14 protein-coding genes and 1 other RNA gene are annotated in these 13156 nt (G+C 67.6%); 5 read left to right on the top strand and 10 right to left on the bottom strand.

The window, feature by feature from the left end; genetic code table 11:
* The 8 genes from ssrA to AB0F51_RS23300 form a co-directional block, all read right to left on the bottom strand.
* Positions 1 to 380, bottom strand: a transfer-messenger RNA (tmRNA) gene (gene ssrA / locus AB0F51_RS23335).
* A gap of 98 nt (positions 381 to 478) precedes the next feature.
* Positions 479 to 1033, bottom strand: coding sequence for a DUF1707 and DUF4870 domain-containing protein (locus AB0F51_RS23330; protein ID WP_360283203.1), 555 nt, complete (start codon positions 1031 to 1033; stop codon positions 479 to 481).
* Positions 1034 to 1238: 205 nt separating this feature from the next.
* On the bottom strand, positions 1239 to 1709 hold the full coding sequence (gene smpB, locus AB0F51_RS23325; protein WP_360283201.1) for an SsrA-binding protein SmpB: 471 nt from the start codon (positions 1707 to 1709) through the stop codon (positions 1239 to 1241).
* A gap of 21 nt (positions 1710 to 1730) precedes the next feature.
* On the bottom strand, positions 1731 to 3188 hold the full coding sequence (locus AB0F51_RS23320) for a peptidoglycan DD-metalloendopeptidase family protein (RefSeq protein WP_360283199.1): 1458 nt from the start codon (positions 3186 to 3188) through the stop codon (positions 1731 to 1733).
* A 57-nt stretch (positions 3189 to 3245) separates the two neighbouring features.
* Positions 3246 to 4157, bottom strand: a complete 912-nt coding sequence (gene ftsX, locus AB0F51_RS23315) for a permease-like cell division protein FtsX (RefSeq protein ID WP_360283197.1) — start codon at positions 4155 to 4157, stop codon at positions 3246 to 3248.
* A 45-nt stretch (positions 4158 to 4202) separates the two neighbouring features.
* The gene (gene ftsE, locus AB0F51_RS23310; protein ID WP_360283195.1) at positions 4203 to 4892 is read right to left on the bottom strand and encodes a cell division ATP-binding protein FtsE; all 690 of its coding nucleotides are present in this window, start codon (positions 4890 to 4892) and stop codon (positions 4203 to 4205) included.
* A gap of 182 nt (positions 4893 to 5074) precedes the next feature.
* A complete protein-coding gene (locus tag AB0F51_RS23305) occupies positions 5075 to 5236 on the bottom strand; it encodes a hypothetical protein (RefSeq protein ID WP_360283193.1) in 162 nt (53 codons plus the stop codon).
* The gene (locus AB0F51_RS23300; RefSeq protein WP_360283191.1) at positions 5229 to 5609 is read right to left on the bottom strand and encodes a hypothetical protein; all 381 of its coding nucleotides are present in this window, start codon (positions 5607 to 5609) and stop codon (positions 5229 to 5231) included. Before AB0F51_RS23300 ends, AB0F51_RS23305 begins: the two co-directional genes overlap by 8 nt.
* A 111-nt stretch (positions 5610 to 5720) precedes the next feature.
* On the opposite strand from AB0F51_RS23300, the gene AB0F51_RS23295 reads away from it, so the two are divergent.
* Entirely contained in the window at positions 5721 to 6779 is a 1059-nt protein-coding gene (locus AB0F51_RS23295) for a PfkB family carbohydrate kinase (RefSeq protein ID WP_360283189.1), read from the top strand.
* Here the strand turns inward: AB0F51_RS23295 and AB0F51_RS23290 are convergent.
* The gene (locus tag AB0F51_RS23290) at positions 6776 to 8011 is read right to left on the bottom strand and encodes an MFS transporter (protein WP_360283187.1); all 1236 of its coding nucleotides are present in this window, start codon (positions 8009 to 8011) and stop codon (positions 6776 to 6778) included. The genes AB0F51_RS23295 and AB0F51_RS23290 overlap by 4 nt on opposite strands.
* A 245-nt stretch (positions 8012 to 8256) precedes the next feature.
* Between AB0F51_RS23290 and AB0F51_RS23285 the strand changes: the two genes are divergently transcribed.
* The 4 genes from AB0F51_RS23285 (at position 8257) to AB0F51_RS23270 (ending at position 12695) form a co-directional block, all read left to right on the top strand.
* Positions 8257 to 9543, top strand: coding sequence for a sugar ABC transporter substrate-binding protein (locus AB0F51_RS23285; RefSeq protein WP_360283185.1), 1287 nt, complete (start codon positions 8257 to 8259; stop codon positions 9541 to 9543).
* Positions 9543 to 10466, top strand: coding sequence for a sugar ABC transporter permease (locus tag AB0F51_RS23280; RefSeq protein WP_360283183.1), 924 nt, complete (start codon positions 9543 to 9545; stop codon positions 10464 to 10466). The genes AB0F51_RS23285 and AB0F51_RS23280 overlap by 1 nt, the downstream gene beginning before the upstream one ends.
* Position 10467: 1 nt before the next feature.
* Complete coding sequence (locus tag AB0F51_RS23275; protein ID WP_360283181.1) at positions 10468 to 11316, top strand: carbohydrate ABC transporter permease; 849 nt, start codon at positions 10468 to 10470, stop codon at positions 11314 to 11316.
* Between the two features lie 293 nt (positions 11317 to 11609).
* Positions 11610 to 12695, top strand: coding sequence for an FAD-binding protein (locus tag AB0F51_RS23270; RefSeq protein ID WP_360283179.1), 1086 nt, complete (start codon positions 11610 to 11612; stop codon positions 12693 to 12695).
* A 12-nt stretch (positions 12696 to 12707) separates the two neighbouring features.
* Here AB0F51_RS23270 and AB0F51_RS23265 read toward each other — a convergent pair whose 3' ends face one another.
* The gene (locus AB0F51_RS23265) at positions 12708 to 13133 is read right to left on the bottom strand and encodes a cytidine deaminase (RefSeq protein ID WP_360283177.1); all 426 of its coding nucleotides are present in this window, start codon (positions 13131 to 13133) and stop codon (positions 12708 to 12710) included.
* Between the last annotated feature and the right edge of the window lie 23 nt (positions 13134 to 13156).

Here is a 13156-nt window from a genome sequence, read left to right as displayed (position 1 = left end):
GGGTGGAGGTGGCGGGAATCGAACCCGCGTCCTTCAGTGCCGACTCGAGACTTCTCCGGGCGCAGTCTGTTAGTCGCTTTTCTCAGCTCCAGCACTCCCACAGACAGGGTTGCTGACGAGCTCAGTCACTGTAAATGTCCCGCGTCAACCCCGTGACCGGGCTGACGAAGCAAGCTTCCTAGCTGAGGCCAGGAACCGGGTCGGAAGCAACCCCGGGCTGACCGCTTCTTTTAGCTCAGGCCGTCAGGCGGCGAGAGCGAAGCTACTGCGCACGTTAGTGTTGGCAGTTATTGGTTTCCAGAGATCGTTTACGAGATAACCCTGGATCCTCGGCCCGCTTCTCTCGAAACGTACAGCCAAAGTCGAAACCGTTCACCCCCTGTTGAGTTGTCAAACCCCATGGCCCGAAAGCATCCTGACTGGCCGTGGAACCTCCACACTACCAAGTCCAACAAGCCTGCCGCACGTCAGATTCCCGCTACTTGATCAGGCGGAGCGTGAAGGGGTAGCGGAAGCTGGAGCCGAGCAGCGCGGCGAGGCCGCCGATGCCGGTCAGGACGAACCAGACCAGGCCGACCAGCGGGAACAGGAAGCCGGTGAACCCTTCGGTGACTCCGGTCACGACGCCCAGCAGGGCGAAGATTCCGAAGGCGCTCAGCTGGAAGTTGAGTGCCTCCACCGCGTGCTTGCGGACCACCGGGTTCTGCTTGCCGGCGCTCGCCGCGACCAGGGCGGGGCCGACGAAGAAGGTCGGGAAGCCGAGCCAGTGCGTGACGAGGCCCATCCCGCGGCCTTCCGACTGCCGGACCGCCACCGGGCGGGTGAAGGCGGCCGGGGCGAAGGTGGGGACCGGTCGCGCGACCAGCCCGTCGAAGGTGCCGTTCAGTTCGGCCCGGGTGCGCGCCTTCAGGGCGAGCTCCAGGCGGGTGTCGAACTCGATCCGCTCAAGGCGGCCGTCGGCGTACATTTCTTGCAGGATCTCGACGGCGCGGTCCCGTTGGGCCGGCGTCACCAGCAGGTCTGAAGTGGACATGTCTTCAGCCTGCCTCGCACCGGCCCCGCACCCCATCGGGTGACGCCCGGAACCACCCCTGGGGCGACCCCTACCGCTCCACGCCCCGCCCTAGTCCCTTCGGACGACCCGCAGCACCCCAGCCCACAGCCGGCACTGCGCCCGCGCCCACCCCAACCGCGGCCGCTCCCCTCCGTACGACGACCTGCAGCCAGCGTTCGGAGGGCTACCCCCGGCGGCGGTCGCTCAGGGCTCGTTGGGCCTCGCGGTCGGCCTGGCGCTCGGCCAGGGCGTGCCGCTTGTCGTAGTCCTTCTTACCGCGCCCGGTCGCCAGCTCGACCTTCGCGTAGCCGTCCTTGAAGTACAGCGACAGCGGTATCAGCGACACACCCTGCTGCTCGACCGCCTTGATCAGCTTCTGCATCTCGTCCTTGTGCAGCAGCAGCTTGCGGGTGCGCCGCGGCTCGTGGTTCGTCCAGGTGCCGTGCGTGTACTCCGGGATGTGCATGTTCTGCAGCCACAGCTCGTTGCCCCGCACGGACGCGAACGCGTCGACGAGAGAGGCCCGACCCAGCCGCAGGGACTTCACCTCGGTCCCGGTCAGCACGAGTCCGGCCTCCACCACGTCGTCGATGTGGTAGTCGTGCCGCGCCTTGCGATTCTGCGCGATCGGTTTGTGGCCGGTCTGTTTCACCATCCGGCCAGTATCCCAGATCCCTTACAGCCACTTCATCGGATTAACGACCTGGCCGTCCTGGTAGACCATGAAGTGCAGGTGGCAGCCGGTCGAGTAGCCGGTGGTGCCGACGTACCCGATCACCTCGCCCTTCGAGACCCGCTCGCCGACCCGTGCCTTGTACTTCGACAGGTGGTTGTAGACCGTCGTGATGGACGAGCCGTCGATCACACCGTGTGACACGAACAGCCGGTTGCCGTAGCCACCGTTGTAGTACCGGTCCGTCACCACCCCGCTCGCGGCGGCGCGAATCGGCGTACCGCAGCCGCCACCGAAGTCGGTGCCGTCGTGCAGTTTCCAGTAGTGCAGCACCGGGTGGAACCGCATCCCGAACGGTGACGTGATGTAGCTGTTGATCGGGTAGCTCAGCCCGGACGATTTGTCCGGGGGCGGATCCGGGATGTGCCGCGGCGGCCGGTGCTCCTTGCGCGCCTTCTCCCGCTCGGCCTTCTCGCGTTCGGCCTTGCGTTTGGCGGCCGCGCGCGCTGCCGCCGCCTTCTCCGCCTTCGCCCGGGCGATCAGGATCTGCTGCACCCGGTTCCGCTCCCGGAGCAGCGCGTGGTACTGCGCGAGCTCGGAGTTCTTGTCCCTCTCAGCCGCCTGGTACGTCGTCAGCTTGGCCTGGGCCAGCTTTGCGGCCTCGGCCTTGTCTGCGGCAACCTGCTGGGTCAGCGCGGTGACTTCCTTCACGGTGCGTGCTGCCTCGGCGCGCTGGGCGGACACGATCTTCTCGGCCGCGGCGACCTTGACCCGCTTGTTCGCGAGCTGCGCCTGCGCGTTGTTCAGCTTGGTGATCGTGTTGCTCTGGATCCCGAACACGTTCCGCTGCACCTGGATGCTGTTGGCAACATCCGCCGGCGAGGCGCCCCGCAGCACGATGGACAACCCGACCAGGCTGTTCTGCTGCTGGTACGCCGACTGCGCGGCGCGACCGGTCAGCTGCTTCTGCTTGAGGATCACCCGCTCACCCTCGTCGACGTCGGCCATGGCCTTCCGCAACGCCCGCTCGGCCCGCCGGAGCTTGCCGGCGGCAACCGCGTCGGCAGCCTTCGCGGCAGCGAGCTTGCCCTGCGCAACGGCGTACCGGACCTGGACGGCCTTGTACTGCGCCTCGGCCTGGTTGTACGCGGCAACGGACTTGGCGACCTGGTCGTAGGACTGCTTGACGTCGGCCTGCGACTCGGTGATCTGCGAGTCGAGCTGTTTCTTCTTGGCGGCTGGATCGGGTGGGTCCGCTTGGGCAGCCGGAACCACCGCCAGTGCTCCGGCGGTCAGGGACAGGACAACGCAGCAAGCGGCGATGACCGTCTGCCGATGCGGCGACCCACGCAGGCGCTGCCTGGCGGACCGTCGCTCCGGTACGGCGGTGGCGCCGATGCTGTCGTCTCGCTTGATGCTCCCCCGCTTGCGCGGGTTCGCACCGGGGAAGTGCGGGACCACAGTCGACCCCTTGCTATGGGTGAAAGTGACGTGCTACTGCACGATAAGTCACCCGGGTCAGACTTTGAGGTATTTCCGCGTTGTCAGGAATGTCGGGATGATCGCCAGCACCAGTCCGACCACGACCATGATCAGGGTGGCCCGCAGCGTCTCGGTCGCGCCGACCCACTGCCAGACCCGGAAGGTCTCCTCAGCCTGTTTCTTGACGAACAGGTACACCCCCAGCCACAAGGTGCCGCAGGCAAGGACAGCGCCGATCAGGGCCGCCAGGATCGCCTCCAGCAGGAACGGCAGCTGGATGTAGAAGTTCGAGGCGCCCACCAGACGCATGATCCCGATCTCCCTTCTCCGGGCGTAGGCCGCCAGCCGGATCGTGTTGGAGATCTGCATCAGGGCCGCCACCAGCAGCAGGCCGGCCGCGATCAGGGCGCCCACTCTCAGCTTGTTCAGCGCGCTGAAGAGTGGGTCCAGATACTGTCTGAGGTCCTGCACGGTGTCGACGCCGGGCAGACCCGACACGGCACTGACCAGGTTCTGGTAGCGCTGTGGATCCTTCAGCTTGACCCGGAACGACTCCTGCATCTGGTCCTCGGTCACCGTGCTGACGATCGGTGAGTCCTTGTACAGCTTCTTGAACTGCTCGAACGCTTCCTTCTTGGACTCGCCGAACACGCCCTCCGGCGCGGTGTCCGGGTTCGCCTCGATCACCTGCTTGATCCGGTTCTTCTGCTCCGTGGTCACCTCGGTCCCGGTACAGCCGCGGCCGCCGGAGTCCTTGGTGCAGAGGAAGATCGAGATCTGGATCTTGTCGTACCAGTTCCCCTTCATCAGGTCGACCTGCTCGCGGGCGAGCAGCGCGCTGCCGAACAGCGACAGCGAGACCCAGATGGTGACCACGACCGCGATCGTCATCGAGAGGTTCCGGCGCAGGCCGATGCCCAGGTCGGAGAGGATGTAGTTCAAGCGCATAGGTTCAGTCAGTCCCTGTATCGGCCCGGGGGGTCAGGCAGGCGGTCAGTGCTGGTAGCCGTAGACGCCGCGCGACTCGTCGCGGACGACATGACCGTTCTCCAGCTCGATCACGCGCTTGCGCATCTGGTCGACGATCGAGACGTCGTGGGTGGCCATCACCACGGTCGTCCCGGTCCGGTTGATCCGGTCGAGCAGCTTCATGATGCCGACCGAGGTGCCGGGGTCGAGGTTTCCGGTCGGCTCGTCGGCGATCAGGATCATCGGCCGGTTGACGAACGCCCGGGCGATCGCGACCCGCTGCTGCTCACCGCCGGACAGCTCGTCGGGCAGCCGGTCCTCCTTGCCGTCCAGGCCGACCAGCTCGAGCACCTCGGGCACCGTCTTGCGGATGTGCGAGCGCGGCTTGCCGATCACCTGCAGGGCGAAGGCCACGTTCTCCGCGACGGTCTTGTTCGGCAGCAGGCGGAAGTCCTGGAAGACCGTGCCGATCTGCCGGCGCATCTGCGGGATCCGCCAGCTGGCCAGCCGGTTCAGGTCCTTGCCGGCCACCATGATGTGTCCCTTGGTGGTCCGGTGCTCGCGCAGGACGAGGCGCAGGAACGTCGACTTGCCGGAACCGGAGGTGCCGACCAGGAAGACGAACTCGCCTTTTTCGATCTCGACGTCGACGTTCAGCAGGGCAGCCTTGGACTGGCCCTCGTACGTCTTGGAAACATTCTCGAAGCGGATCACGTGAGATTCCGGCCGTGGTCGGGAACAGGGAGTGGAGCATCGGTCACCACGAAGGCACCGTACGCCACCGAAGCGGCCGTCGATCAGTGTAGGTGCTCCGGTACGCCGCTCCGACTCGACGTGCCGCCCGTCCGATACCCGTGCGTACTACGCACGCCGGCGCGCGCAGTACGGAGTACAGGTCAGGCCGGGGCGGGGGCGCCGGGGGTCTGTTCGGGGCGGGCGGTGGCGATGCGGGCTACGCCCGCGTCCGGTTTGCGGCCGGCCTTGCGGGCGGCCTCGACGTGCAGGCGGGCCAGCTCCACTGCCTGGCGAGAGACCCTGACGGTCTTCTTCTCACTCATCGGCACTGTCTCCCTCGACAACCTCGGCGCCTTGTTCCGCAATATCAGCGTACGCGGCCGAGCCGATCCGGTCGATCGCCACGGCGGCGGTCAGCGCGGCGACCAGGTCGTAGTCCTCGGCCTGTAACAGTTCCGACCGCATCAGTGAACGCAGCGTCACCACGCCGGCGTCCGTGCCGGCCTCGTCGCCGGCCAGGATCTGCTCCACCGCCCAGCGGACCATCCGCATGGTCTCCTCGCGATGCCGCCAGACATCCAGCTCACGATCGGACTTGCGGGTCAGATAGGCACCCAGCGCGACCCCGCCGAGCGCCAGCAGCGGGCTCATCACCGTGGCGATCACGCCGACCACGGCCATCCAGGTCGGGATCACGAACACACCCCAGAACTCATCGCGTTCCTCCCAAATCCGTGGTGATGGCCGGTTGATGATGCTACGAAGGACAGCAGGTCACCAATACCGACAAGTCCCGACAAAGGAGCAGTGGTCATCGAGATGGACGAGCCGGACCGCTACGACGTGTTCGTGCAGGGGACAGTGTTCCTCGACATCGTGCTGACCGGCCTGGAGTCCGCCCCGACCACCGGTACCGAGATCTTCGCCGAAGGCATGGGTTCCTGCCCCGGCGGAGTCGCCAACTTCGCCATCGCCGCCAGCCGGCTCGGCCTGCGCAGCGGGCTGGCCGCCGTCTTCGGCGACGACGTGTACGCCGATTTCTGCTGGCGCACGCTGGCCGACCAGGAAAAGGTCGACCTCTCGCACTCGCGCCGGATCGGGCACTGGCACTCGCCCGTCACGGTGTCGATGTCGATCGACCGGGACCGCGCGATGGTCACCCACGCGCACGAGGCCCCCGGCGATCCGAGCAAGCTGGTCGGACCGGGCCTGAAGACCCGGTCCGCGATCGTGCCGGTCGCCGAGGAGCTGCCGAGCTGGACCTCGGAGGCTCGGGAGTCGGGCGCGCTGCTGTTCGGCGACGTCGGCTGGGACCCGACCGAGTCCTGGTCCCCCGCGGTCCTCGACGTACTCGACGGGTTCCACGCCTTCACCCCGAACGCCGGGGAGGCGATGGCGTACACCCGCACAGACTCCCCCAAGGCCGCGCTGCACAAGCTGGCCGAGCGGGTCCCGCTGGCTGTCGTGACGAACGGCTCGGACGGCGTACTGGCGATCGACTCGCTGACGGGCGAAGAGGAGCACATTCCGGCCCTCCCCGTCCGCCAGTACGACCCGACCGGCGCGGGTGACGTCTTCCTCGCGTCTCTCGTCCTCGGGACCCTGCGTGGCTGGCCGCTGGCGCACCGTCTCGCCTTCGGCAACCTTTGTGCCGGGCTGTCGGTCCAGCACTTCGGCGGCTCGCTGGCGGCACCGGGCTGGGGCGACATCATCGACTGGGTCCGCGACCACAGCCGCCACCGCCCCGGCGGGGTCGACCCCGACGTACTACGCCACTACACCTTCATCGGCGACGTTCTCCCCGCCGGCCCGGTCCCCATCGTCCGCCGAGCCGGCGCCACCATCGCCCGCCTCTCAGACGCCTAACCCGCACGCCTGAGCCGACGCCCGCCCCGTACGCCGAAGCCGCTTGGCAACCAAGGTCCTCGCAGCCGTGAGCTGACCAGCGCCAGTACTGCGAGCAGCACCCCGGCGGCGAGGAACCCGTGGGACGGCGCGGTCTGGTCGATCGCCAGGCCGGCCAAGGACGCGCCGGCCGAGCTGCCGAGGTTGTTGGCGGTGTTGATCCAGGTACTCGCCTCTGTCCGCTGGTGTGCCGGGGTCAGCTCGTCGGCGGCCAGGTAGGACACGACGAACAGGGGCGCCACCGCCAGCCCACCGACGGCCATCACCGCGCCGAGCACGATCAGGTTCGTGGCCAGTGACGCGGCCAGCAGGCCGACTGCCAGCAGCCCGATCAGGCCGGCCAGGTGATGCCAATGGGAGCGAGTGTGGGTACGGCGGGCCCAGGTGAGGCCGCCGACCACGCTGCCCAGCCCGATCGCCGCTTCGACGAAACCGGCAGCGCCGGCGCGGCCCTGGCCCTCCGCGACACCAGCCACGCAGACATAGGCGACGCTGACGCCTCCGGCCACGAAGAAGATGACCAACAGGATGCGCCGCAGACCGGCCGCACGCAGCGGGCCGGGGTCCAGGAACCGGCCCCCAGCCTGTTGTTCAGCGACATGCCGCGCCAACGGCGTCGCCACCATTCCAAACGTGCCGCCGACCATGAGTACGGCGGCACAGCCCAACGCGACCGGCGCGGACCAGAAGCTGATCAGGAGTCCCGCGATGAGGGGGCCGGCCAGATACAGCGACTCCTCGCAGATCGCGTCGAGGGCGTAGGCGCGTTGCTTGAGCTCGGTGTGGTCGGTGACGAGCCGCCAGGTGGCGCGCATCGACGGGCCGAGCGGTGGGGCGAAGAGGCCGGCCACACCGACGAGGGTCACCAGGAGGACGGCGTTCGTAGTACTGGCGAAGGCTACGAGGGCTAGGCCTGATGCGCAGAGCACGGCCAGTGGCGGGAGGACTCGGCGTTGGCTGTACCGGTCGACCAGACGGGCCTTGAGTGGCATCGACAGCGAGGCCAGACCGAAGGCGGCCACCGCAGTACCGGCGACGGCGAACGAGTCGGTTGATTGATGAACTGTGAACAGGGCAGACAGCGGGAGCAGACCGTACGCGAGGCGGCCGAACAGCGCCGGCACGAAGGTGCGCAGCGCGTGTGGCAGCAGCAGGACGTCACGGTAGCTCCCGGCACGCGTGGTGCCAGGCATGGGAAGACGCTCCTAGAGAGCCCCGGCTCCGTCAGCGGAGCGGGGTGCGATGAATGGGCTCGGTAGCGAGCGCTCTCTAGGCACGGGGATCGAACACGACGGGCAGCTTAGCGGAGCCCTTCTTTCCGCGCCGCGAATTGTTGACGCGGCGAAAAGCGGGCGAAGTCAGCCCCCAACGGTCGTAGGGTCGGGAGATCGGTGCGCGGCTGTGGGACCGCGCCGAAGACTTGCGGAGGTACGTCGGGATGTCGGGTGCTGGTGGCAGCGGAATCAATCGGCGGAAGTTCCTGGCCGGCGCAGGTGCGTTGGCCGCGATGGCAGTGACCGGCTGTGGCTCCAACACCGGCCGGTCATCAGGGAGCAGCTCGTCGGGCAGTAAGCCGACGTTGTCGCAGTGGTACCACCAGTACGGCGAGGCAGGCACCCAGCAGGCGGTCGAGCGGTACGCCAAGGAATACCCCGAGGCCACCGTGACCATCCAGTGGTCCCCCGGCGACTACGACAAGAAGACCGCGTCGGCGCTGCTCACCGACGGCGGGCCGGATGTCTTCGAGTACGTCAACGGCCCGAGCATCGACATGATCAAGGGCGGCCAGGCCGTCGACCTCACCGACCTGCTCGGCGACACCAAGTCCGACTTCACCCCGTCACTGATCGCGCGGATGACGTACCAGGACAAGCTGTACGCGATCCCGCAGGTGACGGACATGCAGTTGCTGGTCTACCGCAAGAGCATGCTCTCGGCCGCGGGTATCAAGCCGCCGACGACCGTCGACGAACTGCTCGCCGCGGCGAAGAAACTGACCACCGACAAGGTCAAGGGCCTGTTCGTCGGCAACGACGGCGGGGTCGGCATCCTCGGCGGTCCGGCGCTCTGGTCGGCCGGGCTCGACTACCTCAAGGACGACAACACCTTCGGCTTCGACGACCCGGCCGCGGTCGAGTCGCTGCGCAAGCTGCGCGAGCTGTTCACCTCGAAGACTTTGTTGCTCGGGGCACCGACCGACTGGTCCGACCCGTCGGCGTTCACCCAAGGGCTGACGGCGATGCAGTTCACCGGCCTGTGGACCCTTCCGCAGATCCAGAAGGCGCTCCCGGACGACTTCGGCGTACTCCCCTGGCCCAAGCTGAACAGCTCGACCGGCGCACCCAGCGTGCCGGTCGGCGCCTTCGGCTCGGCGGTCAACGCCAAGTCGAAGAACATCGAGGCGGCGAAGAAGTACATCAAGTGGCTGTGGGTGGACCAGACCGACAAGCAGCTCGACTGGGCCCAGTCGTACGGCTTCCACATCCCGGCCCGCAAGAGCCTGGCCGAGAAGGCGGACAAGCTGAAGTCGGGCCCGGCCGCCGACGCGGTGCGGTTCGTCAACGAGCACGGGCACGCCCAGACACCGTTGCTGTGGACACCCAAGGCCGCCACCGCGTACTCCGACGCGCTCAACCGGATCATCAAGAACGGCACCGACCCGGCCACCGAGATCAAGGCGGTCAAGACGATCGTGGAGGCAGAGCTCAAGCGCGTCGCCGGCTGATGTCTGCTTCCTTGCCCACGAAGTTGCGGGGACGACACGACCGCAATCTCTGGTTCCTGATCTTCGTCGGCCCGTTCGTCCTCGGCTTGGTGGTGTTCGTCTACATCCCCATCCTGTGGTCGGTCTGGCTGAGCTTCTTCGACGCGCGCAACACGGTCACCCCGTCGAACTTTGTTGGCCTGGGCAACTACATCGACATGCTGGGTGACTCGGCGTTCCGGTCCAGCCTGGTCACCTTCGTGGTGTTCGCGCTGTTCATCGTGCCGACCACCTTCGTCGCGTCGCTCGGTCTGGCCCTGCTGGTGAACCGGGCCCGGTTCGCGAAGACCTTCTTCCGTTCGGTCTTCTTCCTGCCGACCGCCTGCTCGTACGTGGTGGCGTCGCTGATCTGGAAGCTGTCGATCTTCTCCGGCGTCCGGTTCGGCCTGATGAACACGGTGCTCGGCTGGTTCGGGATCGAGCCGATCGCTTGGCTCTCGGTGACGCAGCCGCCGTGGTACTGGCTGGTGATCGTCACGGCGCGGATGTGGCTGCAGGCCGGTTTCTACATGATCTTGTTCCTCGCCGGGCTGCAGCGGATCGCGCCGTCGCTCTACGAAGCGGCCGCGATCGACGGCGCAAGAGGCTGGACGGTGCTGCGGTTCATCACCTTGCCGCAACTGCGCGCCACCTCGACCGCAGTACTGCTGCTGCTTCTGATCAACGCGTTCCAGGCCTTCGACGAGTTCTACAACCTGCTGTCGAGCGCCGGGCAGTACCCGCCGTACGCGCGACCACCCCTGGTCTACCTGTACTACGCGGCGCTCGGTCAAGGGCAGGACTTCGGCCATGGCAGCGCGGGAGCCGTCATCCTCACGCTGCTGATTGCCCTGGTCGCCCTTGCCCAGGGACGCTTCCTGGGACTCGGCCGGAGGGAGGATTGAGATGGCGGTGATTCAGCGATCCCGCGCCGACAAGGCCGGCAGCGTGCTCCGGTACGTCGTCCTGGCGATCGGCGCGCTGCTCTTCCTGCTGCCGTTCTACCTGCTGGTCCGCAACGGGTTGTCGACCGAGCAGGACATCACCTCCCCGTCGTGGAAGTTGTTCCCGACCTCGCTGCAGTGGGGCAATGTCGCCGAACTGTTCAACGATCCGGCGGTCCCGATGCTCCGATCGTTGCTCAATTCCCTGGTGATCGCGGTGGTGCAGACAGTCGGCGTCCTGGTGATCTCCGGGCTGGCCGGCTACGGGCTGGCCCGGATCCCGTTCCGGTACGCGAACGCGGTCTTCTACTTCATCGTGGCCACCCTGCTCATCCCGGCCGCGGTGACGTTCGTGCCGAGCTTCGTGCTGGTGTCGTCGCTGGGCTGGGTGAGCTCGTTGCGCGGGCTGATCGTCCCGGGCCTGTTCCAGGCCTTCGCGACGTTCCTGTTCCGTCAGTACTTCCTCAACTTCCCGCGCGAGCTGGAGGAGGCTGCGGCACTCGACGGTACGGCGTACTGGGGGACGTTCTGGCGGATCGTGGTGCCGAACTCGAAGGGGTTCATCGCGGCCATCGCGACCATCACCTTCATCGGTTCGTGGAACGCCTTCCTGTGGCCGCTGGTGATCGCGCCGGACCAGTCCGCCTGGACCGTGCAGATCGCGCTGTCCACCTTCCTCACCGCCCAGACCATCAATCTCCCCCAGTTGTTCATCGCCGCGGCCATTGCGATCCTGCCGCTGGTGGTGATGTTCGTCTTCCTGCAACGCTGGATCGTCGAAGGCGTCGAGCGCTCGGGCATCAGCGAGTAACCCCCTGCACACAAGGAGAGCCATCATCATGTTCGACCAACTCCGCAAGGCCGTCGCCGGTCCCGTCCTGGGCCCCGGTGACGACGACTTCGCCGCGGAGGTGGCGGCCTGGAACACCGCCACCCTGCACACCCCCGACATCGCCGTCGGCCTCACCTCGGAAGAGGACGCCGCAGCCCTCGTCCGCGTCGCGGCAGCAGCCGGTACGCCGGTCCGCGTGCTCGCCACGGGACACGGCTCCGCCCACCCCTGTCACCGGCGGTGTCCTCGCCACCACGTCGCGGCTCTCCGGCGTGACCATCGACCCGGAGCAGCGAATCGCCCACATCAACGCCGGCTGCCGCTGGGCGGACGTCATCGCGGCGGCTGCCGAGCACGGCCTGGCCCCCGTCGCCGGCGCCTCCGCCAACGTTGGCTGTATCGGCTACACACTTGGTGGCGGTCTAGGCCCGCTCGCGCGAACCTACGGCTTCTCCTCCGACTGGGCCCGCGGCTTCCGCGTTGCCACCGCAGCGGGCGAGGTGGTGACGGCCAACGCGACCGAGAACCCGGACCTGTTCTGGGCGCTGCGCGGCGGCAAGGGCGGTTTCGGCATCGTCACCTCGATGGACTTCGAGCTGGTCGAGCTGGCCACCCTGTACGGCGGCTCGGTGTTCTTCGACGCCCCGCAGATCGCCGGCGCGCTGGCCACCTGGGTCGACTGGACCAAGACGCTGCCGGAGACGGCGACCACCTCGATGATCATCCTCCGGCTGCCGCCGATGGAGTTCATCCCCGAGCCGTTGCGCGGCAAGACCGTGCTCAGCGTGCGGTTCGCGTACGTCGGCGACCCGGCCGAGGGCGAGCGCCTCTTCCAGCCGATCCGGGACGCCGGTCCCACCATCATCGACTCGGTCGCGGAGATGCCGGCCGCCCAGATCGCCACCATCCACAACGACCCGACCGCGCCCGGACCGGCGTGGGACCGCGGCATGCTGCTGAACGAGATCGACGCGGACTTCGTCAAGGCCTTCCTCGGCGCCGCCGGCCCGGAGCAGCAGGTTCCCTTCGTCGCCATCGAGATCCGTCATCTCGGCGGAGCGACCCACCGCGACGTACCGGAAGGCAGCGCGGTCGGCGGTCGCGGTGGCGCCTACTCGCTGTTCATGGCCGGGGTCCCCGATCCCAGCCTGTTCACGCGCGTGCTGCCGCCGGCGGCCGATGCTCTCCTTGCACCGCTCCGCCCCTGGATCTCGGCCGAGACGACCATCAACTACGCCGGTGGCCTGACGGTGCCGGGCTCCTACGAGGCGTCCTGGCCGGCGGAAACCTTTGCCCGCCTGGCGGAAGTCCGCGCGACGTACGACCCCGACACGCTGTTCCCTTACGGCCCGGCCTGAAACCGGTGGCAGTCAGTCGTCGCGCCCGGTGGGGGACCAGGGAAACGCCTCTGGCAGCAGCTGGGTTGCGACGACACTGCCGATGCCGTCGCCGGTCGGCAGGATCACCCGCATCTGCGGGTGATAGTCGACGAACACCTGCCGATCCCGCCCGCACGGAGCCCGCACCCCACGACCCTCATTGCCAACCGCAACGATCGTGGTGAGCTCCCGGGCACCTTCGGCCCGGGCCCGGCCGAGCGCGACCAGCTCGGCACACGGGCCACCGGTGAAGTGGTAGACGTTGATCCCGGCAAACATCCGCCCGTCGGCCGCCCGGACCGCGGCGCCCATCGTGTAGACCCCGTCCGGCCCGTCGGTGTTCTCCTCCACCGTCCGCCGGGCCAGCTCGATCAACGCGTGGTCCTCGTCCGTCAACGCCCGCACCTCGATACTCATCCCGGCACGCTTTCACATCGGCG

This window comes from Kribbella sp. NPDC023855 (genome assembly GCF_040639475.1).
Taxonomy (GTDB): Bacteria; Actinomycetota; Actinomycetes; order Propionibacteriales; family Kribbellaceae; genus Kribbella.
Note: the sequence above shows the minus strand (reverse complement) of the source record. Positions and strands in the feature narration are given on the sequence as shown.

Excerpts from the sequence above, each read along its gene's own strand:
- AB0F51_RS23330 (WP_360283203.1), bottom strand. The coding sequence starts at position 1,033 with ATGTCCACTTCAGACCTGCTGGTGACGCCGGCCCAACGGGACCGCGCC.
- smpB (WP_360283201.1), bottom strand. The coding sequence starts at position 1,709 with ATGGTGAAACAGACCGGCCACAAACCGATCGCGCAGAATCGCAAGGCG.
- ftsX (WP_360283197.1), bottom strand. The coding sequence starts at position 4,157 with ATGCGCTTGAACTACATCCTCTCCGACCTGGGCATCGGCCTGCGCCGG.
- AB0F51_RS23305 (WP_360283193.1), bottom strand. The coding sequence starts at position 5,236 with ATGAGTGAGAAGAAGACCGTCAGGGTCTCTCGCCAGGCAGTGGAGCTG.
- AB0F51_RS23290 (WP_360283187.1), bottom strand. The coding sequence starts at position 8,011 with ATGCCTGGCACCACGCGTGCCGGGAGCTACCGTGACGTCCTGCTGCTG.
- AB0F51_RS23285 (WP_360283185.1), top strand. The coding sequence starts at position 8,257 with ATGTCGGGTGCTGGTGGCAGCGGAATCAATCGGCGGAAGTTCCTGGCC.
- AB0F51_RS23280 (WP_360283183.1), top strand. The coding sequence starts at position 9,543 with ATGTCTGCTTCCTTGCCCACGAAGTTGCGGGGACGACACGACCGCAAT.
- AB0F51_RS23275 (WP_360283181.1), top strand. The coding sequence starts at position 10,468 with ATGGCGGTGATTCAGCGATCCCGCGCCGACAAGGCCGGCAGCGTGCTC.
- AB0F51_RS23265 (WP_360283177.1), bottom strand. The coding sequence starts at position 13,133 with ATGAGTATCGAGGTGCGGGCGTTGACGGACGAGGACCACGCGTTGATC.